22 protein-coding genes, 1 tRNA gene and 1 pseudogene are annotated in these 23,396 nt (G+C 69.2%); 10 read left to right on the top strand and 14 right to left on the bottom strand.

The annotated features are described in order from the left end of the window. Positions 1–41: 41 nt before the first annotated feature. Positions 42–2,267: a DUF1631 family protein gene (locus tag QE438_RS00685; protein ID WP_306993212.1), complete on the bottom strand. Its 2,226-nt coding sequence runs from the start codon at positions 2,265–2,267 to the stop codon at positions 42–44. A 138-nt stretch (positions 2,268–2,405) separates the two neighbouring features. Between QE438_RS00685 and QE438_RS00680 the strand changes: the two genes are divergently transcribed. From QE438_RS00680 to QE438_RS00660, 5 genes and pseudogenes are all read left to right on the top strand, one after another. Continuing rightward, positions 2,406–2,990, top strand: coding sequence for a nitroreductase (locus QE438_RS00680; RefSeq protein ID WP_306996196.1), 585 nt, complete (start codon positions 2,406–2,408; stop codon positions 2,988–2,990). A 60-nt stretch (positions 2,991–3,050) separates the two neighbouring features. Beyond that, positions 3,051–4,001: a 5'-3' exonuclease H3TH domain-containing protein gene (locus tag QE438_RS00675; protein WP_306993214.1), complete on the top strand. Its 951-nt coding sequence runs from the start codon at positions 3,051–3,053 to the stop codon at positions 3,999–4,001. Beyond that, positions 3,998–4,549, top strand: coding sequence for an NUDIX hydrolase (locus QE438_RS00670; protein ID WP_306993216.1), 552 nt, complete (start codon positions 3,998–4,000; stop codon positions 4,547–4,549). The genes QE438_RS00675 and QE438_RS00670 overlap by 4 nt, the downstream gene beginning before the upstream one ends. After that, positions 4,542–5,318 carry an N-formylglutamate amidohydrolase gene (locus QE438_RS00665; RefSeq protein WP_306993218.1) on the top strand — a complete coding sequence of 259 codons (777 nt, stop codon included), beginning with the start codon at positions 4,542–4,544 and terminating at the stop codon, positions 5,316–5,318. Before QE438_RS00670 ends, QE438_RS00665 begins: the two co-directional genes overlap by 8 nt. Positions 5,319–5,361: 43 nt before the next feature. Beyond that, a pseudogene (locus QE438_RS00660) lies at positions 5,362–5,976 on the top strand (transglutaminase family protein); the annotation flags it as partial. Positions 5,977–6,242: 266 nt separating this feature from the next. On the opposite strand, the gene pip reads toward QE438_RS00660, so the two are convergent. Together pip and prmC are read right to left on the bottom strand one after the other, a co-directional pair. After that, complete coding sequence (gene pip, locus QE438_RS00655; protein WP_306993221.1) at positions 6,243–7,184, bottom strand: prolyl aminopeptidase; 942 nt, start codon at positions 7,182–7,184, stop codon at positions 6,243–6,245. Positions 7,185–7,219: 35 nt separating this feature from the next. Further along, positions 7,220–8,092 (bottom strand): peptide chain release factor N(5)-glutamine methyltransferase, encoded by an 873-nt coding sequence (prmC, locus tag QE438_RS00650; RefSeq protein WP_306993222.1) that lies wholly within the window; start codon positions 8,090–8,092, stop codon positions 7,220–7,222. A gap of 63 nt (positions 8,093–8,155) precedes the next feature. Here prmC and QE438_RS00645 point away from each other — a divergent pair, with 63 nt between their 5' ends. The 5 genes from QE438_RS00645 to QE438_RS00625 all read left to right on the top strand — a co-directional run bounded on the left by QE438_RS00645 (position 8,156) and on the right by QE438_RS00625 (position 14,080). Continuing rightward, positions 8,156–8,995: an alpha/beta hydrolase gene (locus QE438_RS00645; RefSeq protein WP_306993224.1), complete on the top strand. Its 840-nt coding sequence runs from the start codon at positions 8,156–8,158 to the stop codon at positions 8,993–8,995. Positions 8,996–9,149: 154 nt separating this feature from the next. Further along, entirely contained in the window at positions 9,150–9,710 is a 561-nt protein-coding gene (ahpC, locus tag QE438_RS00640; RefSeq protein WP_130515863.1) for an alkyl hydroperoxide reductase subunit C, read from the top strand. A 158-nt stretch (positions 9,711–9,868) separates the two neighbouring features. Beyond that, positions 9,869–11,464 (top strand): alkyl hydroperoxide reductase subunit F, encoded by a 1,596-nt coding sequence (gene ahpF / locus QE438_RS00635; RefSeq protein ID WP_306993226.1) that lies wholly within the window; start codon positions 9,869–9,871, stop codon positions 11,462–11,464. Positions 11,465–12,114: 650 nt separating this feature from the next. Then, on the top strand, positions 12,115–13,077 hold the full coding sequence (locus QE438_RS00630; RefSeq protein ID WP_131660854.1) for a LysR substrate-binding domain-containing protein: 963 nt from the start codon (positions 12,115–12,117) through the stop codon (positions 13,075–13,077). Positions 13,078–13,120: 43 nt separating this feature from the next. Beyond that, positions 13,121–14,080: a transaldolase gene (locus QE438_RS00625; protein ID WP_286576878.1), complete on the top strand. Its 960-nt coding sequence runs from the start codon at positions 13,121–13,123 to the stop codon at positions 14,078–14,080. A 93-nt stretch (positions 14,081–14,173) separates the two neighbouring features. Here the strand turns inward: QE438_RS00625 and serB are convergent, their stop codons facing one another. The 11 genes from serB to tolR all read right to left on the bottom strand — a co-directional run bounded on the left by serB (position 14,174) and on the right by tolR (position 23,387). Further along, positions 14,174–14,887 carry a phosphoserine phosphatase SerB gene (gene serB, locus QE438_RS00620; RefSeq protein ID WP_306993229.1) on the bottom strand — a complete coding sequence of 238 codons (714 nt, stop codon included), beginning with the start codon at positions 14,885–14,887 and terminating at the stop codon, positions 14,174–14,176. A gap of 72 nt (positions 14,888–14,959) precedes the next feature. Further along, positions 14,960–15,646: a YoaK family protein gene (locus tag QE438_RS00615; RefSeq protein ID WP_130515852.1), complete on the bottom strand. Its 687-nt coding sequence runs from the start codon at positions 15,644–15,646 to the stop codon at positions 14,960–14,962. Between the two features lie 111 nt (positions 15,647–15,757). After that, positions 15,758–16,666: a DUF922 domain-containing protein gene (locus QE438_RS00610; protein ID WP_306993231.1), complete on the bottom strand. Its 909-nt coding sequence runs from the start codon at positions 16,664–16,666 to the stop codon at positions 15,758–15,760. A gap of 504 nt (positions 16,667–17,170) precedes the next feature. Further along, positions 17,171–17,246 (bottom strand) — tRNA-Lys (locus QE438_RS00605). A 70-nt stretch (positions 17,247–17,316) separates the two neighbouring features. Continuing rightward, positions 17,317–17,982 (bottom strand): 7-cyano-7-deazaguanine synthase QueC, encoded by a 666-nt coding sequence (queC, locus tag QE438_RS00600; protein ID WP_130528873.1) that lies wholly within the window; start codon positions 17,980–17,982, stop codon positions 17,317–17,319. Positions 17,983–18,067: 85 nt separating this feature from the next. After that, a complete protein-coding gene (queE, locus tag QE438_RS00595; RefSeq protein ID WP_306993234.1) occupies positions 18,068–18,757 on the bottom strand; it encodes a 7-carboxy-7-deazaguanine synthase QueE in 690 nt (229 codons plus the stop codon). Between the two features lie 104 nt (positions 18,758–18,861). After that, a complete protein-coding gene (gene ybgF / locus QE438_RS00590) occupies positions 18,862–19,695 on the bottom strand; it encodes a tol-pal system protein YbgF (protein WP_306993236.1) in 834 nt (277 codons plus the stop codon). A 169-nt stretch (positions 19,696–19,864) separates the two neighbouring features. After that, entirely contained in the window at positions 19,865–20,380 is a 516-nt protein-coding gene (pal, locus tag QE438_RS00585) for a peptidoglycan-associated lipoprotein Pal (RefSeq protein WP_130528867.1), read from the bottom strand. 89 nt (positions 20,381–20,469) lie between these two features. Continuing rightward, on the bottom strand, positions 20,470–21,798 hold the full coding sequence (gene tolB, locus QE438_RS00580; protein WP_130515839.1) for a Tol-Pal system beta propeller repeat protein TolB: 1,329 nt from the start codon (positions 21,796–21,798) through the stop codon (positions 20,470–20,472). Positions 21,799–21,907: 109 nt separating this feature from the next. After that, a complete protein-coding gene (gene tolA / locus QE438_RS00575) occupies positions 21,908–22,939 on the bottom strand; it encodes a cell envelope integrity protein TolA (RefSeq protein ID WP_306993240.1) in 1,032 nt (343 codons plus the stop codon). Continuing rightward, entirely contained in the window at positions 22,929–23,387 is a 459-nt protein-coding gene (gene tolR, locus QE438_RS00570) for a protein TolR (protein WP_130515836.1), read from the bottom strand. The genes tolA and tolR overlap by 11 nt, the downstream gene beginning before the upstream one ends. Positions 23,388–23,396: the final 9 nt, after the last annotated feature.

Below are 23,396 nucleotides of genomic sequence, written 5' to 3'. Positions count from 1 at the left end.
ACTCCCACTGCCTGTCCCTCCAAAAACAAGGACTTAGCGCCTCAGTTCTCCAGCTGATCGATGGCGCCCTGCATGGCGCTGTAGAAGGCGTCCTCGTGCCTGTGCATGCGCACGCGATCCAGCTGCGCCATCGCCGACAGCTCGTCGGGCGAGGCCACGCACATGCGGCTGCCGCTGCGGTCCACGAACATCAGCCGCGCCGAGATCGGGCTGATCCAGCTCAGCTTGCCGGCGCGCACGCTGCCGCTGCGCGAGACGAAGTCCAGCCAGGTGCCCATCGGCAGCTGGCGGAAGTAGTCGGCGGTGACCTCGTCGACCTCGGCCAGCGCGTGCGGCTCCTCCCACGCCGCCGGCGCGGGCGCCTCGGGCTGGGCGATCAGCGGCGGACGCGGCAGCGGCGGCAGCTCGGACAGGGCCGCCGCATCCTTGCTGGCCTGGCCGGACAGCGCATCGCGCAGCGCGGCGCGCGCGGCCTGCGCATCGGCCTGGCTCAGCCCCAGGTTGTCCAGCAGCTTGGTCAGCGCCGGCTGCAGCTGCTCCAGCCAGGGCCGGGCCTGGTCGTGGACGCGGGCCAGGTCCAGTTCCTCCAGCAGCGCATCGGCCAGCGCCAGCGCCTGAGCCAGGTCGTCCGCGCCGCTCTCCCCGCGCAGCACGGTCATGCCCACATAGGGCGACCAGTAGCGGGTCATGAAATCGCTGATTGCCGGCGGCAGGGTGCGGCCCTGCAGCCGCGCGGCGGCGGCGCCGTCGGCGAAGCGGCGCGCTTCCTCGCGGCGCTCCTGGGCGCGATGCAGCTCGGTGGCGCGGCGCTCGGCGATCTCGACCCGGCGCTTGTAGCTGGCAAAGGCGGTGCCGAAGGACTGCAGCCAGCCGGCGAACACCTCGGTGTGCTCGGCGAAGTCCTGCTGGATGGCGTCGACGGTGCGGTCGAACTCCGCGCGCAGGGCCTTCTCGGCAGCCTCGTCGCCGACCAGGGATTCGGCCGCATCCGCCAGCAGGTTGAGCAGGCGGCGCGGCGGGTCGTTCTCGCGCAGAAACAGGTCCGGGCTCAGCAGCGCGACCTTGGCGTAGGGCACCAGCAGCTGCTGCATGTCCTGGCGCACCGGGCCCTGCAGGTTGCATTCGTCGAGCATCACCTCGAACAGCATCGCCACCAGGTCCAGCATGTCCTCATCGACCGGATCCAGCCGCACCCGCGCCGGGTCGATGCCCAGCTTGGCGCCGGTGGCGCGGATGTCGTCCTTCAGCCGGTCCTTGAGCCGCACCGGGCGCGGGCCGGCGGGCGACTCCTCCGGCATGGACTGCAGCAGCGAGAGCACCGAGAGCAGCTCGCGCTGGGACAGCGCCCGCCGCGCGTCCGGGCCGGCCTGCTGCTCGAGCTGGCGCGAGCGCTGCAGCAGCGCGTGCAGGTCCGCCGGCAGGATCTCCTGCACCGCGCGGGCGTGCTCGTTGCCGGCCGGCGCGGCGCCGGCCGCGTCCGGCGGCTGCCACTGGGCGAAGAAGCGCGCGATCCAGTCCGGCGCCTGCTCGCCATCGGCCTCACCCTCGGTGATCAGCCGCGCGCTGGGGATGCGCCGGCGCGAACGCGGCTGCAGCAGCGCGCGCTCTGAGGCCTGGATCACCTGCATCAGGCGCTGTTCCAGCCCGGCATACAGCACGCCCAGGCGCGACTGCAGCTCGTCCTCGCAGATGCGGATGATCTCCAGGCGCGCGGCCGGGGCCAGGGTCAGCTCCTCGAAGGCGTCGAACACACCGGCGCCGAGGTGGTGCGGGCCGAACGGCAGCGTGTCGTCGCTGAGCTTGATCCCACCGGCGAGCAGGCCGACGTAGCGGTTCACCCGCATCAGCTCGGTCCGCCAGCGCGCGGCAATGGCGTCGGCCATGCGCCGGATCGCCAGGCGCACCTCCATGTCCTGGTAGCTGAGCAGGCTCAGGCGCGCGGCGCCATCGCGGTCCAGGTCGGCCTCGGCCAGCTTGTACTCCACCGACAGTGGCCGGCCCAGTTCCAGCAGTTGCCAGGCGTTGACCAGATGGCTGCGGAAGCGCGACAGGCTGTGTTCGCGGCGGCGGCGGACTTCCTGCTTGGCCTCGATCAGGTCGATCTGCGAGGCGCCGCCGCTGCCGGCCTGTTCATCCAGGCGCGCGGGCAATACGTCCATCACCGACTGGAAAATCTCGCCCAGCGGCACGACGGCCAACAGCCGCACGTGCTCCAGCAGCGCCGCATTGCGGTCGCGCCTGCTGTCCTGGGTGAAACCGTTCAACATGCCCCGATCCCACGCCCCCGTCAGTGCCGTCAAGTCGCTCGAGAATCTCCTGGCCGGATGACCATGAGACCGGCGCCGCATGCGCCGGTCGACCTGTCCAACACTCAAAAACCGTGCCAAGCCGCTAAACTTCAGCGTATGCCGACCCCAGAACTGCTGCAAGCGCTCGACCAGCGCCGTTCAGTCCCGTCAAAGCAGCTTCATGCGCCCGGGCCGGACACGCCGACGCTGTTGCGCATGCTGGAGAGCGCCAGCCGCGTGCCCGACCACGGCAAGCTGGTGCCGTGGCGCTTCATCCGCATCGAAGGCCAGGCCCGCGCGGCGATGAGCCGGCTGCTGGAAGCCCGCACGCGGCAGAAGGATCCGCAGGCCTCCGAGGCGGCGTTAGAGAAGGAGCGCGGCAGGTTTTCTTACGCGCCCGTCATCATCACCGTGGTCGCCCGCCTGCAGCCCGGTCACAAAGTGCCGCTCGAGGAGCAATGGCTGACCGCCGGCAGCGTGTGCTTCGCCCTGCTGCAGGCCGCGCAGGCGCTCGGCTTCGGCGCGCAATGGCTGACCGGCTGGGCGGCAAGCGATCCGGTAGTGTGCACCGAACTGGGCCTGGGCCCGGACGAGCGCATCGCCGGCTTCATCCATATCGGCACCGCCACGATCGAGGTCCCCGAGCGCGAGCGCCCGGACGCGGCGGCCCTGCTCACCGACTGGACCGGCGAACGTGCCTAGTCCCCACCCGGCCTGCGTGCGGCCTTGCCGGGCCAGGCATGGCGGCGGAGGTGGGTCGTGATGAAGGACCTGTATCTGGTCGATGCCAGCCTGTACGTGTTCCGGGCCTGGCACTCGATGCCCGATCAGTTCCGCGATGCCGAGGGCTGGCCGACCAATGCCGTGCATGGCTTCGCACGCTTCCTGCTGGAGCTGGGCGAACGCCAGCGCCCGACGCATATCGCGGTGGCCTTCGACGAGGCGCTGAACAGCTGCTTCCGCCACGGCCTGTATCCGGCCTACAAGGGCAACCGCGAGCCGGCGCCGCCCGAGCTGCGGCGCCAGTTCGCGCACTGCAAGGCGCTGTGCGCGGCGCTGGGCTTCAACGTGCTGGCCCACACCGAGTACGAGGCCGATGACCTGATCGGCAGCGCCCTGCACGCGGCGCGGCCGCTGGGCTTCCGCGGGGTGATCGTCTCGGCCGACAAGGACCTCTCCCAGCTGCTGGGCGAAGGCGACGAGCAGTGGGATTTCGCCCGCGGTGTGCGCTGGGGCGCGGCCGGGGTCAAGGCGCGCCATGGCGTGGAAGCCCACCAGATCGCCGACTACCTGGCCCTGTGCGGCGATGCCATCGACAACATCCCTGGCGTCAGCGGCATCGGCGCCAAGACCGCGGCGATCCTGCTGGCGCACTTCGGCAGCCTGGACGCGCTGCTGGCGCGCTGCGACGAAGTCGCCTTCCTGCGCCTGCGCGGCGCCGCCCAGGTCGCCCTGCGCCTGCGCGAGCAGCGCGAGCACGCGCTGCTGTGGCGCCAGCTGACCACCATCGCGCTGGACGCGCCGCTGGACGGCATCATGCCCGGCTTCGCGCGCGCGCCGGCCGATGGTCAGCTGCTCGACGCACTGTGCGAAGCGCTGCGCTTCGGTCCGACCCTGCGCCGGCGCCTGCGCGCCGCCTCCGGGCTGGAACAGCCGTGGACGCCACCGCACGACGACGCCCCCCATTTCCCCTCCTACGAGCCGGCCCAATGAGTTCCAAGACCGAACCCGCAGAAGTGATGTACGACGGCCAGTACCTGCGCCTGATCCGGCGCGGCACCTGGGAATACGCCGAGCGCGCCCACGCCGGCGGACTGGCGGCGATCATCATCGCCGTCACGCCGCAGGACAAGATCGTCTTCGTCGAGCAGTTCCGCGTGCCGCTGCAGGCCAAGACCATCGAGATGCCGGCTGGCCTGGTCGGCGACATCCACGCCGGTGAGTCGATCGAGGTCTCGGCCATCCGCGAGCTGGAGGAAGAAACCGGCTGGACCGCCGAGCATGCCGAGGTGCTGCTGATCGGGCCGGTGTCCTCGGGCTCGACCAACGAGCGCATCGCCTTCGTGCTCGCCACCGGCCTGCGCCGCGTCGGTCCCGGCGGCGGCGACGAGGACGAGAACATCACCGTGCACGAGATCCCGCGCGCGCAGGCCGCGGCCTGGCTGGTGGGCAAGCTCAGCGAGGGCTATGAGCTCGACGCCAAGCTCTGGGCCGGCCTGTGGATGATCGAGCACCACCTGGACGGCACGCCGCGTGGCTGAGCCGACCCTGCTGGGGCCGCAGGACCCGCCGCCGTTCACCGTGATCGGCGCGCAGGGCGCCTCGCCCTACCTGCTCATCGCCGACCACGCCGGCCAGGCCGTGCCGGCCGCGCTGGACCAGCTGGGCCTGCCGCAAGCCGAACTGGACCGCCACATCGGCTGGGACATCGGCATCGCCGGCACCACGCGCGCGCTGGCCGCGCTGCTGGACGCCACCGCGATCCTGCAGACCTATTCGCGCCTGGTGATCGACTGCAACCGGCCGCTGGACGCGCCGGGCTCGATCGCCGCGGTCAGCGACGGCACCGACATCGCCGCCAACGTCGCCGCCAACCCGCAGCAGCGCGCGCAGCGGGCCGCGGAGATCTTCCAGCCCTACCACGACGCGATCCGCGGCCAGCTCGACGCGCGCGCCGCGCGCGGGCAGCCGACGATCCTGATCGCCATGCACAGCTTCACCCCGGTGTTCGCCGGCATCGTGCGGCCCTGGCACGCCGGCGTGCTCTACCAGCGCGACGCACGCCTGGCCCACGCCCTCAAGCCGCTGCTCGAGGCCGAGGGGCTGACCGTCGGCGACAACGAACCCTACGCGGTCAGCGACGCCACCGACTACGCCATCCCCGTGCACGGCGAGGCGCGCGGGCTGGTGCACCTGGAGCTGGAAATCCGCCAGGACCTGATCGCCACCGACGAGGGCCAGCGCGCCTGGGCGCAGCGGCTGGCGCGCCTGTTCACCCGTCTGGCGCCGGATTTCACACCACAACCCTGAAAATCCCGCTATATGGAGGGCTGTCCCCCGACCGCCCTCCCACATGCTCATCCGCCTGGGTTACGAAATCGCCTTCCGGCTGCCGCAGCCCACCTCGATGCTGGTGACGCTGAACATCCACGACAGCCGCCGCACCGACATCGTCATCGGCCAGGAGCTGCGCGCCCTGCCCGGCGTGCCGATGCGCCAATACCACGACAGCTTCGGCAATACCTGCACCCGCCTGCACGCGCCGGCCGGGCTGTTCACCCTGTACGCCGACGCGGTGGTGCAGGACGACGGCCAGCCCGATCCCGTCGCGCCAGGCGCACGCGAGGTGCCGGTGGACCAGTTGCCGGACGACACGCTGCTGTTCCTGCTCGGCAGCCGCTACTGCGAGACCGACCAGTTGGTCTCCATGGCCTGGGACCTGTTTGGCGCCACGCCGCCGGGCTGGGCGCGCGTGCAGGCGATCTGCGACTACGTGCACAACGCGATCCAGTTCGGCTACCAGCATGCGCGCGCCACCAAGGGCGCGGTCGAGGCGCTGCAGGAGGGCCGCGGCGTGTGCCGCGATTTCGCGCACTCGGCCATCGCGCTGTGCCGCTGCATGAACATCCCGGCGCGCTACTGCACCGGTTATCTGGGCGACATCGGCATCCCGCCGGTGGATGCACCCATGGATTTCTCGGCCTGGTTCGAGGCCTATCTGGACGGGCGCTGGTACACCTTCGACGCGCGCCACAACACCCCCGCGCATCGGCCGCGTGCTGATCGCCCGCGGCCGCGATGCGGCCGATGCGGCGATCAGCAACAGCTTTGGCTTCAACACGCTGGAGAAGTTCGAGGTCTGGACCGACGAGACCGACGATCCGACCCTCTCCCCGCGCGTGCCGGTGCCGCCCATGCCGCTGGGCTACGCGCTCACCTGAGCGCGCGGCCGGCTCAGGCGAAGCGGTCCGTCGCGCGCACCAGCGCGTCGATGTTCTCTTCCTCGAAGGCCGAGTGGCCCGAGGTCGGCGTGATCTCCAGGCTCGCCTTCGGCCAGGCCTGGTGCAGGTCCCACGCATTCTGGAGCGGGCAGACCACGTCGTAGCGGCCGTGCACGATCACGCCGGGGATGTCGGCGATACGGTGCGCGGCGCGCAGCAGCTGGTCCTCGACCTCGAAGAAGCCGCCGTTGACGAAGTAGTGGTTCTCGATGCGGGCGAAGACCAGCGCGAACTCCGCATCCTCATGGCCGCTGACGAAGTCCTCGTCCACCCGCAGATAGCTGGTCGCGCCTTCCCACACCGACCAGGCGCGCGCGGCGGCCAGGCGCGTGGCCGCATCGTCGCTGGTCAGCCGGCGGTGGAAGGCCGAGATCAGATCGGCGCGCTCCACTTCGGGGATCGCGGCGATGTAGTGCTGCCAGGCCTCGGGGAACAGGCGGTTGGCGCCTTCCTGGTAGAACCACTCCAGCTCCCAGCGGCGCAGCATGAAGATGCCGCGCAGCACCAGCTCGGTCACGCGCTGCGGATGGGTCTGCGCGTAGGCCAGCGCCAGGGTCGAGCCCCAGCTGCCGCCGAACACCTGCCAGGTCTCGATGCCCAGGTGCGCGCGCAGCTTCTCGATGTCGGCCACCAGGTCCCAGGTGGTGTTGTCCACCAGATCGGCGTGCGGCCGCGAGCGGCCGGAGCCGCGCTGATCGAACAGCACGATGCGGTACTTGGCCGGATCGTGGAACTGGCGCATCTTCGCGTTGCAGCCGCCGCCCGGCCCGCCATGCAGCATCACCACCGGCTTGCCCTGCGGATTGCCGCACTGCTCGAAGTAGAGCGTATGACGCGCGTCGACCTGGAGTTCGCCGGTGTCGAAGGGTTCGATGGCGGGATAGAGCTGGCGCATGGACGGCCTGTAAGTCGGGAAAAACGATCGGCAGTTTACGCCACGCCCCGTTGCGACTCGCCGGGCCAGTGGCCCAGGCTCACGCGGTCGCGGTGCTCCAGATCCTGTTCGGTGCGCGCCTGATCGAAGCCCGCCTCGCGCAGCAGCGCGCGCACTGCCTCGCCCTGGTCCAAGCCATGCTCCAGCAGCAGCCATCCGCCCGGCCGCAGGTGCGCGGGCGCCTGGGCGACGATGCGGCGGATGTCGTCCAGGCCGTCGGCGCCCGAGGCCAGCGCGCTGGCCGGCTCGAAGCGCAGGTCGCCGCGCGTCAGGTGGGCATCGCCGGCCTCGATGTAGGGCGGGTTGCTGGCGATCAGGTCGAAGCGCTCGCCAGCCAGCGGCGCCAGCCAGTCGCCGTGGACGAAGCGCACCTGGCCCAGGCCGTGTTCGCGCGCGTTGGCCTGGGCGATCTCGAGCGCGGCGGCGCTGGCGTCGGTGGCGACCACCTGCGCGCGGGGACGCTCGCTGGCGATGGCCAGGGCGATGGCGCCGCTGCCGGTGCCCAGGTCCGCGACCCGTGCCGGTGTGTCGGCCGGCAGGCGGTCCAGGGCCAGTTCGACCAGGCGTTCGGTCTCGGCGCGCGGGATCAGCGTGGCGGGGCCGACCCGCAGGTCCAGCGTCCAGAAGCCGCGCCGGCCCGTGATGTAGGCGATCGGCTCGCCGGCCGCACGCCGCGCCAGCAGCGCGGCGTAGGCGTCGTGCACGGTGGGTTCGACCGGGTCGGAGCCATGCGCGAACAGCCAGGCGCGGTCGCGGCCCAGGGCGTGCAGCAGCAACAGCTCGGCCTCGAAGCGCGCCGCGTCGCTGCCCAGCTGTGCGGCGCCGTGCCGCAGCAGCGCGTCCAGGCGTTCGGGTGACTGCGTTTTCATTCGCGCCATGGTAGCCGTTGCACCCTGCGCCCTTTCCTATCGTCCCTACCGGAGCCCTACGCCTTGAAGCCTTCCCGTTTGCTGCGCCTGGGTCTGGGCGCGCTGAGCGCACTGACCCTGAGCGCCTGCCAGAGCCTGGCCTTCGGCATCGCCAACCATGGTCAGGGCCAGCCCGACGCCACGGCCGTCTACGACCCGGTGCGGCAGCTCTCGCTGGACGTCTATCGCCCCGTCGCCGCGGGCCACGACGCGCCGGTGCTGGTCTATTTCTACGGCGGCAGCTGGCAGCACGGGTCCCGCAGCGATTACCGCTTCGTCGGCCGGCGGCTGGCCTCGACCGGCGCGGTGGTGATGATCGCCGATTACCGGCTGGCGCCGGACACGGTCTTTCCCGGCTTCGTCGAGGACGGCGCGCGCGCGGTGGCCTGGGCGCGCGCCCATGCGGCCGATTACGGCGCCAACCCGGCGCGGATCTTCCTGGCTGGCCATTCGGCCGGGGCGCAGATCGCCGCCCTGCTGGGCACCGATGCGCACTATCTGGCCGACCAAGGCGTGCCCCGCTCGGCGATCGCCGGCGTGATCGGGCTGGCCGGGCCGTACGACTTTCAAATCAGCGGGGAACTCACCGAGGTGTTCGGGCCGCCTTCGCGCTGGCCGCGGGCGCAGCCGATCGGCTTCGTCGATGGCGACGAGCCGCCCTTCCTGCTGGTCAGCGGGCGCAAGGACACCGAAGTCGAACCGCGCCAGACCGAGGACCTGGCCGAGCGCCTGCGCGCGGCGGGCGGGCAGGTCGAGGTGCTGTGGCTGCCCGGTGGCCATTTGGCGCCGCTGATCGACCTGTACGCGCCCCGCCGGCACCCGGCGCTGCTGGCGCGGATCGGGGAGTTCGTCCGCGCGCCGTGACCGAACTGAAACGTGGCGCGGCCTAGGATGAGGCACTCGCCCGTTAATTGATATCAGCTATCGATTCGATGCCATCCATCGATTTGAGAAATCGATTCGCGGTGCGTAGGATGCCCCTATCGCCTCCACCCCCTCAGCAAAAAGGAAGAAAACGATGTCCGTCATCAACACCGAAATCCTGCCGTTCAAGGCCACCGCCTACAAGGACGGCGAGTTCATCGAAGTCTCCGATGCCGACCTGAAGGGCAAGTGGTCCGTGGTCGTGTTTTACCCGGCCGACTTCACCTTCGTCTGCCCGACCGAGCTGGAAGACCTGGCCGACCATTACGCCGAGTTCCAGAAGCTGGGCGTCGAGGTCTACTCGGTCTCCACCGACACGCACTTCTCGCACAAGGCCTGGCACGACACCTCGGCGGCGATCGGCAAGATCAAGTACGCCATGATCGGCGACCCGACCCACCAGATCTCGAAGAACTTCGACGTGCTGCGTCCGGCGGGTCTGGCCGACCGCGGCACCTTCATCATCGACCCGCAGGGCGTGATCCAGTCGGTGGAAATCACCGCCGAGGGCATCGGCCGCGAGGCCGGCGACACCCTGCGCAAGGTCAAGGCTGCGCTGTACGTGGCCTCGCACCCGGGTGAGGTCTGCCCGGCCAAGTGGAAGGAAGGCGCCAAGACCCTGGCTCCGTCGCTGGACCTGGTCGGCAAGATCTAAGCCGTTCCGCTGCTGCCACGCCGCCCCGCCTCACGCGGGGCGGCGCAGGCGGTAAACCGGAGCCCGCCTACGTCGCGGTCTGCGGTTTGCCCCCTGACCCCCTCGTCTGCCCACTCCGGGCCGGACGGTCCTTTGCCGCCCTTTCAAGGAGAAGCGCCATGTTGGACGACACCCTCAAGACCCAACTCAAGGCCTACCTGGAGCGCCTGACGCGCCCGGTGGAGCTGATCGCCTCGGTCGACGACTCGCCTACCTCCAAGGAGATGCTCGAGCTGCTGAGCGACATCGTGCTGCTGTCCGACCAGGTCTCGCTGGTCGAGCACCGCGATGCCGACGTGCACACGCCCTCCTTCGCCCTCAACTCGCCGGGCCAGGACATCCACCTGCGCTTCGCCGGCCTGCCGATGGGCCATGAGTTCACCTCGCTGGTGCTGGCGCTGCTGCAGGTCGGCGGCTATCCGTCCAAGGCCTCGCTGGAGACCATCGAGCAGGTGCAGGGGCTGGAAGGCGACTACAGGTTCGAGACCTATTTCTCGCAGAGCTGCCAGAACTGCCCGGACGTGGTCCAGGCCCTGAACCTGATGGCGGTGCTCAACCCCAGGATCCAGCACGTGGCCATCGACGGCGCGGTGTTCCCCGACGAGGTGGAACAGCGGCAGGTGATGTCGGTGCCGACCGTGTACCTCAATGGTGAAACCTTCGGCCAGGGTCGCATGAACCTGGAAGAGATCGTCGGGCGTCTTGACGCTGGTGCGGCCAAGCGCGACGCCAAGAAGATCTCGGCCAAGGCGCCGTTCGAGGTGCTCGTGGTCGGCGGTGGCCCGGCGGGCTCGGCCGCGGCGATCTACGCCGCGCGCAAGGGCATCCGCACGGGCGTGGCCGCCGAGCGCTTCGGTGGCCAGGTGCTGGACACCATGGCGATCGAGAACTTCATCTCCGTGCAGGAGACCGAGGGGCCGAAGATGGCCGCCGCGCTCGAGGCGCATGTGCGTCAGTACGAGGTGGACATCATGAACCTGCAGCGGGCCGAGAAGCTGATCCCCGCCGGGCCCGATGGCCTGATCGAGGTGCAGCTGGCCAACGGTGCCTCGCTCAAGAGCAAGACGGTGATCCTGTCCACCGGTGCGCGCTGGCGGCAGATGAACGTGCCGGGCGAGAACGAGTACCGCAACAAGGGCGTGGCCTATTGCCCGCATTGCGACGGTCCGTTGTTCAAGGGCAAGCGCGTGGCGGTGATCGGCGGTGGCAACTCGGGCGTCGAGGCGGCCATCGACCTGGCCGGCATCGTCAAGCACGTCACGCTGATCGAGTTCGATCACAAGCTGCGTGCCGACGAGGTCCTGCAGCGCAAGCTGCGCAGCCTGCCCAACGTGGACATCATCGTCTCGGCGCTGTCCACCGAGGTGCACGGCGACGGCAACAAGGTCACTGGTCTGTCCTACACCGACCGCACCAACGAGGCCAAGCACACGCTGGAGCTGGAAGGCATCTTCGTGCAGATCGGTCTGCTGCCCAACACCGAGTGGCTCAAGGACACCGTGGCGCTGTCGCCGCGCGGGGAGATCATCGTCGACGACCGCGGCGCGACCAACGTGCCGGGGGTGTTCGCCGCCGGCGATGCCACCACGGTGCCGTACAAGCAGATCGTGATCGCCATGGGCGAAGGCTCCAAGGCTGCGCTGAGCGCCTTCGACCACCTGATCCGCCACAGCGCCCCCGCTGCGCAGGAGCCGGCTGCCGCCAAGGCTGCCTGATCCGGACACGCGACAAGGTGCGAATGACGCCCGCCGGCAAAACCGGCGGGCTTTTGCTTTTCGCGGTTGAGGGATCGCCACGGCTGAGTGCTGCGGCTTCGGATGGGCAGCGGTCCGGCGGGCAGGGGCCGCTTTTCCCTCAATCAGGGCATCCTGCCCTGATTCGGGCGCTCGGCTCCTGCCTCGCTGGTCGCGGCCCCTGCCCGCCGGCCCGCTGCTCGCGCGTGTTGGTCTATGCCTTCGGGTCGAAAGAAGTCCCGCTCCATCCGTAGCGGGCCTCTAGCGGTAAGGCGCGGACCCCAGGTCATCGTGGGAGCCGCCATGGCGGCGATAGGGCTTTCCCATCAAAGTTTCAGCGCTGCTCAAGCATTATCCGGCCGAGCCCATCGCCGCCATGGCGACTCCCACCCAAGCGTGAGGCGCGGTCAATCCTTTCCCATCCCGGCGTCGGCGAACCAAGCCGAGGAGCCGTGCCCGGCCGGGTCGAGGCTGCTCGGCGGAGTCCGCTCACCTACCTCGCGGGCACCATCAACTCATTCAAGTCCCCAAACCCTTGCCGGGGGTTCAGCCTGCGTCGATTGATCGGGCGAGGCAAAAGGCGTTGAATGCATCGACGGCGCCGATGGCCGTGTCAGACAAGTCCTCCAGCCGTGAACCTGCGTGACCTCAAGTACCTGGTCGCCCTCGCCGACCACATGCATTTCGGCCGCGCCGCGGCGGCCAGCTTCGTCAGCCAGCCCACCCTGTCCACCCAGATCAAGAAGCTGGAGGACGAGCTGGGCGTGTCGCTGGTCGAGCGTGCGCCGCGCAAGGTCATGCTGACCCCGGCCGGTCGCGACGCGGCCGAGCGCGCACGCCGGATCGTGGCCGAGGTCGAGCAGATGAAGGAATCGGCGCGGCGCAGCCAGGACCCCGAGGCCGGCACCGTGCGGCTGGGCATCTTCCCCACGCTCGGCCCGTATCTGCTGCCGCATGTGGTGCCGTCCATCCGCACGCGATTCCCGCAGCTGGAGCTGCTGCTGGTGGAGGAGAAGAGCGACGTGCTGCTGCAGCGGCTGCGCGAGGGCAAGCTCGACGCCGGCCTGCTGGCGCTGCCGGTGGACGAGGATCAGCTGCACGTGGAGTTCCTGTTCGAGGAGCCCTTCGTGCTGGCCGTGCCCGAGGGGCATCCGCTGGCGGCGCGCGATTCGCTGACCCTGGACGAACTGTCCGACCAGAAGCTGCTGCTGCTCGAGGATGGCCACTGCCTGCGCGAACAGGCGCTGGAGGTATGCCGGCTCTCGGGCGCCAACGAGAAGTCCGAGTTCCGCGCCACCAGCCTGGAAACCCTGCGCCAGATGGTCGCCGCCGACGTCGGCGTGACCCTGCTGCCGACGCTGGCGGTCAAGCCGCCGGTGGCGCGCTCGGACAACATCCATCTGCTGGGGTTCAGTGACTCCCATCCCAGCCGGCGCATCGCCATGGTGTGGCGCAAGAGCTCGGCGATGTCCGGCTTCCTGATGCAGCTTGCGCAGGTCTTCAAGGATCTGCCGCCCGCGCTGCTGGATCCTTCCGCGCCTGCCGCCGCACCGCCGCGCCGCGCCGCATCGACGATCCGGCAACGACGCGCGTGAGACCCTTTCCCCATTCCTCTCTTCCAACCTGACGGAACGACCCATGAGTGCCCCAAGCAAACTGCAGCAGCTGCGCGACCTGTCGGTGGTCGTGGCCGACACCGGCGACTTCGATGCGATCAAGCGCCTCAAGCCGGTGGACTGCACCACCAACCCGACCCTGGTGAAGAAGGCGCTGGACCTGCCGGTCTATGCCGACCTGATCGACGAGCAGATCGCCTGGGCGCGCGGCCAGGGCGAGGTCACCGATGAACTGGTGGCCGAGGTCGCCGACCGCCTCACCGTCGGCGTTGGCACCAAGCTCTCCGGCCTGATCGAGGGCCGCGTGTCGACCGAGGTCGATGCCGACCTGGCCTATGACACCGCCGCCAGCGTGGCCAAGGCGAAGAAGTTCATCGCCATGTACGCCGACAACGGCGTGCCCAAGGACCGCGTGCTGATCAAGCTCGCCTCGACCTGGGAAGGCGTGGAGGCCTGCCGCCAGCTACAGGCCGAGGGCATCGACTGCAACTGCACGCTGATCTTCAACCCGACCCAGGCCCTGGCCTGCGCCGAGGCCGATGCGTTCCTGATCTCGCCGTTCGTGGGCCGCATCCTGGACTGGTACAAGGCCCACGGCCAGGCACCGGCCAACATCGATGAGGACCAGGGCGTGGTGTTCGTGCGCGGCGTCTACGACACCTTCAAGCGCCGCGGCATCAAGACCGTGGTGATGGGCGCCTCGTTCCGCTCGACCGAGCAGATCGAAGCGCTGGCCGGCTGCGATCGCCTGACCATCTCGCCGGACCTGCTGGACAAGCTCGATGCCGACCACGGCGAGCTGCCGCGCAAGCTGACGCCCGCCAAGGCCGAAGGCGGCAGCCACACGCCGGTGGATGCGGCCAAGTTCAAGGCCGACGTCGAAGCCGACCCGATGGCCAAGGAGAAGCTGGCCGACGGCATCCGCATCTTCGCCGAAGACCTCAAGAGCCTGCGCAAGACCATCGCCGACCGTCTGGCCTGATCGGCTCCGCCGCGCCCTGCCCTCGCTCGTGAGGGTAGGCGCTGCACCCGGGCCTGCTTCCGCGCCAACCGCGGAAGCGGGCTCGCGACTGCGCTATCCCAGGACGTCCAGCAGCCGTTCCAGCCCACCCGTGTCGATCGACACCTCCGCCACCTCGCGCACGCGCGGCTTGGCGTGGAAGGCCACCGACAGGCCCGCGGCCTGCATCATCGGGATGTCGTTGGAGCCATCGCCCACCGCGATCGTGCGCGCCGGGTCCAGGCCCAGCAGCGAGGCCACGTCCAGCAGCGTCGCGCGCTTGACCGCGCCATCGCAGACATCGCCCCAAGCCTGGGCCAGCACGCGCCCGGTCAGCACGCCGTCGGCCACCTCCAGCCGATTGGAGCGGACGAAGTCCAGCCCCAGCCGCGCGCGCAGGCGCTCGGCGAAGAAGGTGAAACCGCCGGAGACCAGCAGCGTCTTCAGCCCGGCGGCCTTGCAGGCCTCGAGCAGCTGCTCTGCGCCAGGCGTGAGCTGCAGGCGTGTGTCGTAGACCTCCTGCAGCGCACCCTCGGGCACGCCCTTGAGCAGGGCCACGCGGCGCAGCAGGCTCTCGCGGAAGTCGGCGATCTCCCCGCGCATGGTCGCCTCGGTGATCGCGGCCACCTGCGCCTTCAGGCCCACCGCCGCGGCGATCTCGTCGATGCATTCGATGGTGATCAGCGTCGAATCCATGTCCAGCGCGATCAGGCCGAAGTGCGCCAGCGGCGGGAGCGGCGTGGCGCGACGCAGCTGCAGGCCATCGGCGGGTGCGTGGAAATCGGTCATGGGCGAACAGGCGCACCGGCCGTGGGACGAAGGGCCTGCAAGCGTAAAGACCTCGGCCGCGCCGGGATAGGCCTAGGCGACGCCCTTGGAAGCGGCATGCTCCGCCACGCGCCGCGCATAGAGCGCGTACACGCAGGCCAGCGCCAGGCAGATCAACGCCGGCGCGATCAGCACCGTATACGACCAGCGGTGGAACCCCAGCGCGCCGGCCAGGCCGCCGGCCAGGAAGCCGGTGATCACCGTCACGCACAGCGACAGCCGGCGCCACGGCAGCGGCATGCGCCGCAGCCCATGGCCGATGGCCAGCCCCAGGTCGGTGAACATGCCCGAGACATGCGTGGTGCGCACGACCGCGCCGCTGTAGGTGGTGGCCATCGCGTTCTGCAGGCCGCAGGCGCAGGCCGCCAGCCACAGGCCCCACATCGAGGCACGGGTCATCAGCGGCACCGAGGCCAGCAGCAGGCCGGCTTCCAGCACCAGCACCAGCCCGTAGCGCCGCCCCAGCTGCAGGGCGACATCGCCGATCAGCGCCCCGCTGAGCGCGCTTCCCGCCACGAAGAAGAACGCGCCACCGGCCAGCTGCGCCAGCCCCCGCAGATCCAGCACCGCCGCGCGCGCGCCCATCTCCGAGGTGATGCCGGTCATATGGCTCACGCCCTGATGGCCGAACCCCAGCAGCGCCACGACATTGACGATGCCCGCGGTAAAGGCCATGACCCAGGCACCGGACCAGACCCAGCGCGGCAGTTTGGAAATCATCGAAGGGGCGCCAATGGCTTGCGGACGCAGCAAGCGTCGCGCCGCGGCGCGATGGCTGTCAACGCCACGGCCGGCAAAATCTCAATGGTGGCGACGGACCGTTCGCCAACACTAGCGCCGCTTGACTCCGGCCATGATGCGTCCTGCAACGATGGCTGCCGGAACGATCGAGCATCCCCAGGCCAGGATGAAAATCAGCACCGCAGGCCCGCTCGCTCTCCCATGCTCGATCAAGAGCATGGCCAATGGCGGAAGGATTGCGGTGGCGAAGAGGCAAGCGACCGCGACCACGTCGTCTTGCAGCCTCGGGCCGGCCCGCGTGCGTTCGGCCGCAGCCTGCCTGCGCGCCATCAGCGCCCAGAGATAGCGCGCGCCGATGCCATACGCGGCGAAGAAGAAGACCCACAGCAGGGATTTGCTCGCTCGCGAATTCGACAGCCTGCGTTCGACCGCCGCACCAGGCTTCGCCCATGAAAGCTTCAGGTGTCCATCGACCTTGTCGAAGTCCGCTTGCGCCTTCTGCATCTGAGCGACGACCTCGGTACCCTTCTGCTTGGCCAGCCGCTCAGCGGTTGAACACGAAGAGGCCTGGATGCGCTCGACCGCGTCTGCCAGCTGGTGTGCATAGCGGCGGGCGATCGCCACATGGTGCTCTTCATGGACCTGCACTCGCTGCTGGAGATCACGCCAGAATTGGCGCGTCGCCACCGACGCCCTGGGATCCGGGGTCCAGACAGGCAAGGCGACGGAGATACCGATCCCCACTTGACTCCTGGTGATGCGGCAAGCCCCTGACGACTCGCGCAGGACATAATCCAGGCGCATTTTTGCGCGCGTCAGGCCAGCGAGTGTTTCCTCCGCCGGCCCATCATCCTTTCCCAGCTGAGCCTTGGCCCGATCGCTCCAGGCCTTCATGGAGGCAAGGATCTGGTGACCATCCCGCCCCGTCACGGTGTAGCTGGAATCCTTGCGGTTCTCCCGAACCGTGCCAGCGTGCGCACCGGTGGCCAGGGCAAGCATGACCACGACAGCAAGACGCCATCCAGCGCGTCGCAACATCCTTGAGCACATTAGACCGTCCATTGTCTGTCCCCTCGGATCAGCCTAACGCATCCACCTCGCGGAAAGATGTTCGCGGACTAGCAGGACAGTGGCTGAATCTCTCAAAGCGTCGGCACTCGCAAGGGACTGGAGATCTGCATGACCAAGTGAGACTGGCGGGCTGCCGTACAGCGCTGAGAAGTGGACAAGGCTCGGCGGAACCAATTGTTCAAGCCACCTGTTGTTCTGGCGGTACGCATCGCTGCAGCGCGGGTCATTATTCCTGCGGAGTCCGCAGTCTGCGGCAGCGTTAATGCGCTCATTCTGAGCGCTCGTCTTTTTGCAACGCGGGCAGTCGCTTACTCGAGCGGAAGACCGCCGACTCATGGAGGGCGGTCCGAGACTCACTGAGACCTAAACCATGTACTTTTAAGGCCTTTCCGGCATTGCTGAAAACTCACCGGACACCCTGAAATCCTGCGATGGTGGGCCGTGAAGGATTCGAACCTTCGACCAAAAGATTAAAAGTCTTCTGCTCTACCGACTGAGCTAACGGCCCGGACACGCGGCCCGGCGTTGCGCCGGGGCCGGCCATTCTACCGGAAAGGGCTGGTGATGCGACCCGCGCTTCAGGCGTAGCGCGTGGGATCGGGCACGCCCGCGTCGGCGAAGCCCGCCGCGCGCAGGCGGCAGGCGTCGCAGCGCCCGCAGGCCGCGCCGCTGGCATCGGCGTTATAGCAGGACACGGTGGCACCGAAGTCCACGCCCAGGCGCACGCCCTCGCGCACGATGTCGGCCTTGCTCATGAACTGCAGCGGCGCATGCACGCGCAGGCCGGCGCCTTCCACGCCCGCCTTGGTCGCCAGGTTGGCCAGGGTCTGGAAGGCGGAGATGAATTCGGGCCGGCAGTCCGGATAGCCGGAGTAGTCCACGGCGTTGACGCCGCAGAAGATGTCCGCCGCGCCGAGCACCTCGGCCCAGCCCAGCGCGATGGACAGCATGATGGTGTTGCGCGCCGGCACGTAGGTGACCGGGATGCCTTCGCCGCCGGCCTGCGGCACCTCGATGTCGTCGGTCAGCGCCGAGCCGCCGATGCTGCGCAGGTCGACGTGGACGGTCTTGTGCGCGGCGGCGCCGAGTTGCTGCGACACGCGCGCGGCGGCGTCGAGTTCGGACGTGTGGCGTTGGCCGTATTGCACGCTCAGCGCGTGCGTGCGGAAACCGTGTTCGCGGGCGATGGCCAGGACGACGGCCGAATCCATGCCCCCGGAGACGAGGACGACTGCATTGTTCATGTGGGGTGTTCTTCTTGCCGGCGAGACAGGCCGGGGAGCGCATAGCCTACCGCCCGGGCGCCGGGCCGGCACTTCCCGCGCGGGTTCAGCGGCCGGGTTCGTCGTTCCACAGCAGCTTGTGCAGCTGCATCTGGAAGCGCACCGGCAGGCGGTCCGCGACGATCCAGTCGGCCAGCGCGCGCGGGCTCACCTGGTCCTTGGACGGCGAGAACAGCACGGCGCAGCGCTGGTCCAGCGCGTGCTCGCGCACGACCTCGCGCGCCCATTCGTAGTCGGCGCGGCTGCACAGCACGAACTTGACCTGGTCGCGCGCGGTCAGCAGCGGCAGGTTGTCCCAGCGGTTGCGGTGTTCCTCGGCCGAGCCGGGGGTCTTGATGTCGACCACGCGCGAGACGCGCGGATCAACCTGCGAGACGTCCAGCGCGCCGGAGGTCTCCAGCGAGACGTCGTAGCCGGCATCGCACAGCCGCGCCAGCAGGCCGATACAGCGCTTCTGCGCCAGCGGCTCGCCGCCGGTCACGCAGACATGGCGCACGCCCGCGCGCGCGACCTCGGCCAGGATGTCCTCGATCTCCCACCAGGTGCCGCCGTGGAAGGCGTAGGCGGTGTCGCAGTACTGGCAGCGCAGCGGGCAGCCGGTCAGGCGCACGAACACGGTCGGCCAGCCGGCGGCGTCGGCCTCGCCTTGCAGCGAGACGAAGATCTCGGTGATCTTCAGCCGGTCCTGCGGCGATTGTTCGATCTGGCTGGGGACGGCGGCGGCGGCGGCGTTCATTGCGGGGACTCTCTCAAAACGGCGGCGCCACCGCAGACCTCGCGGTGGCGTTCGAGTGATGCGTGTTGCGGTACTGCGGAAGGTCCTGGCGGACCTCGTCGGGCTCAGCGGATCTGCCCGACCTGGATCGAATGCAGGCGATCGTCGGCGGTGCGGGCCACGTCGCTGCCGGGGTATTGCTGGATCACCTGTTGCAGCGTGGTCTGGGCCTCGTTGACCTTGCCCAGTCCGTACTGCGCCAGCCCCAGCTTGAGCAGGGCGCCTGGCGCCTTGTCATGGGTGGGATAACGCGAGAGCAGCGCGCGGAACTGGTCGGCGGCCATCTGGTAGTTCTGGGTGACGTAATAGCTCTCGCCCAGCCAGTACAGCGCGTTGGGCGCATAGACGCCGCTGGGATACAGCTGCAGGAAGCTGGTGAACAGGTTGGCCGCGTCGGCGTAGTCGCCCTTCTTCAGCGCGTCGAAGGCCACACCGTAGGCGGTGCGCTCGTCGCCGGCCTGGGCCATCGCGCCGGCATCGCCGTGAACCGCGGGCGGGGCCTCTGCGGCCGCGGCCGGCGCACCCGCCGCCGGCGGCGCAGCCTTGGCGCCGGCCGCGGGCGCCGCGGACACGGGCGGCTGCGCGCCGGCGGCCGCGCCGCCGCCGCTCTCCAGGCGGCCGATGCGGCCGTCCAGGTCGAGGTACTGGTCGCGCGCGCGCTGCTTGAGCTGCTCGTTCTCGTTCTGCAGCTGCTCGACGGTGCCGCGCAGGCTGGCCAGGTCCTGGCGCAGCTGGGTGATCTGGTTGAGCAGGTCGGTATTGGCCTGGGTGTTGTTGGCACGCACTTCCAGCGCGGCGACGCGGTCGGCCAGGCTGGCCTTCTGCGCGAAGGCGGCGGGCGCGGCGCCCAGCGACAGCAGCAGGGCCGGCAGGAGAAGACGGAATCGGATGGGACGCATGGCGCTCACGTAACGAGGGTTGCGGATCGGACGGCCGGAGCATTGAACCATGGCCATCCAACGAAAAGGGCCGGTGCCGACCGGGGCAGACAGGTTGTGTCCTGTTGCCCCGCCCCGGTCACCGGCCCCGTTGGACCACCGCGAACGGTGGCCCGAGGTCGAACGTCGATTACTTCGCGGTGTACACGATCTCGACGCGACGGTTCTTGGCCCAGCACTCCTCGGTCGACTCGGTGCAGACCGGGCGCTCTTCGCCGTAGCTCACCACCGACAGCTGGCTGGCCGAACCACCGGCGGCCTGCAGGGCGGAGGAGACCGCGTTGCCGCGACGCTCGCCCAGGCCCATGTTGTACTCACGCGAACCGCGCTCGTCGGTGTTGCCTTCCAGGTTGATGCGGGCCGACGGACGATCGTTGAGGTACTTGGCGTGGCAGGCCATGATCGCCTGGAACTCCGGCTTGACGGCGTCCTGGTCCAGATCGAAGTACACCACGCGCTGGCGCAGGCACGCGTCGGTATCCAGATCGCTCGGGCCGTAGGCACCGGCGTTGGTGGTCGGCTGGGTCATGGCCGGCGGCGGCTCGACGGCCGGCGGCGGCGGCGGAGCCTTGGTGTTCTTCTTACAACCGGCCAGAACGGCCACGGACATCAGGGACAAAGCAACGACGCGGAGAGTGGTGTTCATTTGGGTTCCTTACGCGGATCCGGGGTGGTGGATGCAAAAACGCGGGTTAGTTTAACGCAATGTTAAACCGGCGGAATGACCCTTTCGCATTATTTTTGCGGGGTCTGGTTCCGATACGGCGACCATGCCGGCTCACGCACATCGCCCTGGGCCAGCACCAGGCGCTGGCGGACACGGCCATCGGCGGACACGGCGTACAGCACCCCCCGACCGCCCTCGCGTGCGGCGTACAGAATCATCGAGGCGTTGGGGGCAAAGCTCGGCGACTCATCGAGCGAACCGGGCGAAAGCGTGGTCCAGCGCGGCGAACCGGTGCTGGAATCCATCATGGCGATGCGATAGGTGTTGCCCGAACCCTGGGCCACGGCGATCTTCTTGTCGTCGTAGGAGACGGTCGGGGTGGCGTTGTAGTTGCCCTCGAAGGTCACGCGCGTGGCGCCGCCGCCGCTGGCCGAGGCCTTGTAGATCTGCGGACGGCCGCCGCGGTCGGAGGTGAAGTAGATCGAGCTGCCGTCGGCGCTCCAGGTCGGCTCGGTGTCGATGCCGTACTGATTGGTGATCTGGGTCAGCGCCTTGCTGCCCAGGTCCATCACGTAGATCTCCGGATTGCCGCTGCGCGAGAGCGTCAGCGCCAGCTTGCGGCCATCCGGCGAGAACGCCGGCGCGCCGTTGATGCCGCGGAAGCTGGCGACCAGCTCGCGTGCGCCGGTGGTGATGTCCTGGATGTAGATCGAGGAGTTGCCGCGCTCGAAGCTCACATAGGCCAGCTTGCGGCCATCCGGGCTCCAGGCCGGCGACAGCAGCGGCTCGGCCGAGCGCACGATGGTCTGCGGGTTGAAGCCGTCCGAGTCGGCGACCATCAGCGCGTAGCGCGCATTGGCGCCCAGGCCGGTCTGGGTGACGTAGGCGATGCGGGTCCAGAAGGCGCCGCGGATGCCAGTGATCTTCTCGTAGATGGCGTCGGCCATCTGGTGGGCGACATCGCGCATGGCGTTGGCGCGGCCGGTCATGGCCAGGCCGAGCAGGCGCTCCTGCTTGGCCACGTCGAACAGTTCGTACTCGACGCGGTAGGCGCCGTTGCCGCCGTCCAGCACGCGACCGACAACAATGTAATCCTGCTTGAGCGCGCGCCAGGTCGGGTACTGGATCTCCGAGCCGCGGGTCGGCTTCTCGACGATGCTGGCCACCGGCAGGGTGCGGAACGCGCCGGAGCGATCCAGGTCGGCGCTGACGACCTGCGAGACGTCGGTGGTCGGTGCGGCGCCCGAGCCCTGGTAGGGCATCGGCACGATGGTGATCGGCAGCGCGGAAGGGTTGCCACCGACGATGTTGATCTCAAGGCCCTGGCTCTGGGCGAAGGCCGCTGCAGGCAGGAACAGGGCCACGACAAGGGCGAAGTACCGCGTGAGTTTCTTCATGAAGGCTGGGCTTGTGCGAAAAGATCGGCTAGGGATAGCAGCCGACGGGTGAACATTTTCGCAATCATGAACGCCAAGGCGGTGTGAACCACCGCCCGGCGTGCCGCGATCAGCGGTCCTGCGCCTCGAAATTGAAGATCAGGCGGCGGTTGAACACCGGTTCGAAGCCGCGGTACGGCAGCGGCTGGGCCTTGAGCACGGCCGCCTCGATCGAACGCTGACCGGCCGCGTCCATCGGACAGCCCGGCTGTACCTCGGCCGAGATCACCTCGCCGCCGGGCAGCTGGGTCACCAGCACCTTGCAGCGCGTGCCCACCGCCACCGAGTCCGGACGCGTCCACTGGTTCATGACCGCGCTCTGGATGGCCGCTTGGTACTTGGCCAGCAGGCCCGGATCGGTGCCGTTCTGCCCCGGCGAGGGGTTGGACGCGGCGGCCTGCGACGAGGACGCCTGCGTGGCCTGCTGCTGCGAGGCCTGGCGGGCGCGCGCGTCGGCCAGCTGGCGCAGCTTCTGCTCGGCCAGCTGGGCCTGCTTGTCGGCCTGGGCGCGCTGGGCGCGGATGGCGGCCAGCTTCTTCTGCCGGTCGTCCTCTTCCTGCTGCGCGGCCAGGCGCTGGAGGCGCTCGGCTTCTTCCTGCTTCTTGCGCTCGGTCAGGTCGATCTGCTCCTGGCGGCGCTTGGCTTCCTGCTCCTTCTCGGCCTTCTCCTGGGCGATGGCCAGGCGGCTGGCCTCTTCCTGGTTGACCTGCTGCGGATCGGGCACGCGCTCCTGGGCCTGCTGCTGGCGCGGCACGGGCGAATCCTGCGGCTTGGGCTCCGGCACCGGCTGCGGCGGCGGCACGGTGTCCTCGTCGGCCACCGGCGGCGGCATGGGCGTGGGCGGAGTCGGCTTGGGCTCGACCTTGGCCGACTCGCGCACGGCCTGCTGCGCGGCGCGCATGTCGGCGGCCGACAGGTCCAGCGAGGCCTCGATCGCGGGCGAGCCGGCGGCGGCCTCGGCCTGGTCCTGGTTCCAGTGGAAATAGGAGGAGGCGATGATCAGGGCCAGCAGCAATACGTGCACGCCCACGGCCAGGGCGACCGCCGTGCCAGGGCGGTCGCGCGGGTCGCGGCGATCCAGATGCGTGGCCTCAGCGTGCATTGCCGCCCGTGCCGCCGGGTTGCGAGACCAGCCCCACCTTCTTGACGCCGGACTCGGACAGCAGCGCGGTGGCAGTGATCACCTTCTGGTAGTCCGCATCGCCGGGCGCGGCCAGCATCACGCTGATCTTGTCCTCGCCCTGCTCGGCCACCATCGCCTTCAGGCGCGCGGAGATCTCCTCGGGCGAATACGCCTGCAGCTTGTCGTCCTTGGTGACCTTGAGGAAGTAGTTGCCGTCCTTGTCCACGGTCATGATGATCGGATCGCTCTTGCTCTCCACCGACTTGGCGTGCGACTTGGGCAGTTCCACGTTGACCGCCAGGGTCAGCATCGGCGCGGTCACCATGAAGATGATCAGCAGCACCAGCATCACGTCGATGTAGGGCACGACGTTGATCTCGGATTTCAGCTTGCGCCGCTTGCGGCTGCGCGAAATGGCCGACTGCATGGACGCCTC

Origin of the sequence: Pseudoxanthomonas sp. SORGH_AS_0997, from assembly GCF_031453535.1 — a bacterium.
Taxonomy (GTDB): domain Bacteria; phylum Pseudomonadota; class Gammaproteobacteria; order Xanthomonadales; family Xanthomonadaceae; genus Pseudoxanthomonas_A; species Pseudoxanthomonas_A winnipegensis.
This window is presented reverse-complemented; position numbering and strand designations above follow the sequence as displayed.

Coding starts and splice junctions, on each gene's coding strand:
- QE438_RS00675 (WP_306993214.1), top strand. CDS start 3,051: ATGAAGGACCTGTATCTGGTCGATGCCAGCCTGTACGTGTTCCGGGCC.
- QE438_RS00670 (WP_306993216.1), top strand. CDS start 3,998: ATGAGTTCCAAGACCGAACCCGCAGAAGTGATGTACGACGGCCAGTAC.
- pal (WP_130528867.1), bottom strand. CDS start 20,380: ATGAACACCACTCTCCGCGTCGTTGCTTTGTCCCTGATGTCCGTGGCC.
- QE438_RS00610 (WP_306993231.1), bottom strand. CDS start 16,666: ATGCTTGCCCTGGCCACCGGTGCGCACGCTGGCACGGTTCGGGAGAAC.
- QE438_RS00625 (WP_286576878.1), top strand. CDS start 13,121: ATGAGTGCCCCAAGCAAACTGCAGCAGCTGCGCGACCTGTCGGTGGTC.
- tolA (WP_306993240.1), bottom strand. CDS start 22,939: ATGCACGCTGAGGCCACGCATCTGGATCGCCGCGACCCGCGCGACCGC.
- serB (WP_306993229.1), bottom strand. CDS start 14,887: ATGACCGATTTCCACGCACCCGCCGATGGCCTGCAGCTGCGTCGCGCC.
- ahpC (WP_130515863.1), top strand. CDS start 9,150: ATGTCCGTCATCAACACCGAAATCCTGCCGTTCAAGGCCACCGCCTAC.
- tolR (WP_130515836.1), bottom strand. CDS start 23,387: ATGCAGTCGGCCATTTCGCGCAGCCGCAAGCGGCGCAAGCTGAAATCC.
- queC (WP_130528873.1), bottom strand. CDS start 17,982: ATGAACAATGCAGTCGTCCTCGTCTCCGGGGGCATGGATTCGGCCGTC.
- QE438_RS00680 (WP_306996196.1), top strand. CDS start 2,406: ATGCCGACCCCAGAACTGCTGCAAGCGCTCGACCAGCGCCGTTCAGTC.
- ybgF (WP_306993236.1), bottom strand. CDS start 19,695: ATGCGTCCCATCCGATTCCGTCTTCTCCTGCCGGCCCTGCTGCTGTCG.
- ahpF (WP_306993226.1), top strand. CDS start 9,869: ATGTTGGACGACACCCTCAAGACCCAACTCAAGGCCTACCTGGAGCGC.
- prmC (WP_306993222.1), bottom strand. CDS start 8,092: ATGAAAACGCAGTCACCCGAACGCCTGGACGCGCTGCTGCGGCACGGC.
- QE438_RS00685 (WP_306993212.1), bottom strand. CDS start 2,267: ATGTTGAACGGTTTCACCCAGGACAGCAGGCGCGACCGCAATGCGGCG.
- QE438_RS00615 (WP_130515852.1), bottom strand. CDS start 15,646: ATGATTTCCAAACTGCCGCGCTGGGTCTGGTCCGGTGCCTGGGTCATG.
- queE (WP_306993234.1), bottom strand. CDS start 18,757: ATGAACGCCGCCGCCGCCGCCGTCCCCAGCCAGATCGAACAATCGCCG.
- pip (WP_306993221.1), bottom strand. CDS start 7,184: ATGCGCCAGCTCTATCCCGCCATCGAACCCTTCGACACCGGCGAACTC.
- tolB (WP_130515839.1), bottom strand. CDS start 21,798: ATGAAGAAACTCACGCGGTACTTCGCCCTTGTCGTGGCCCTGTTCCTG.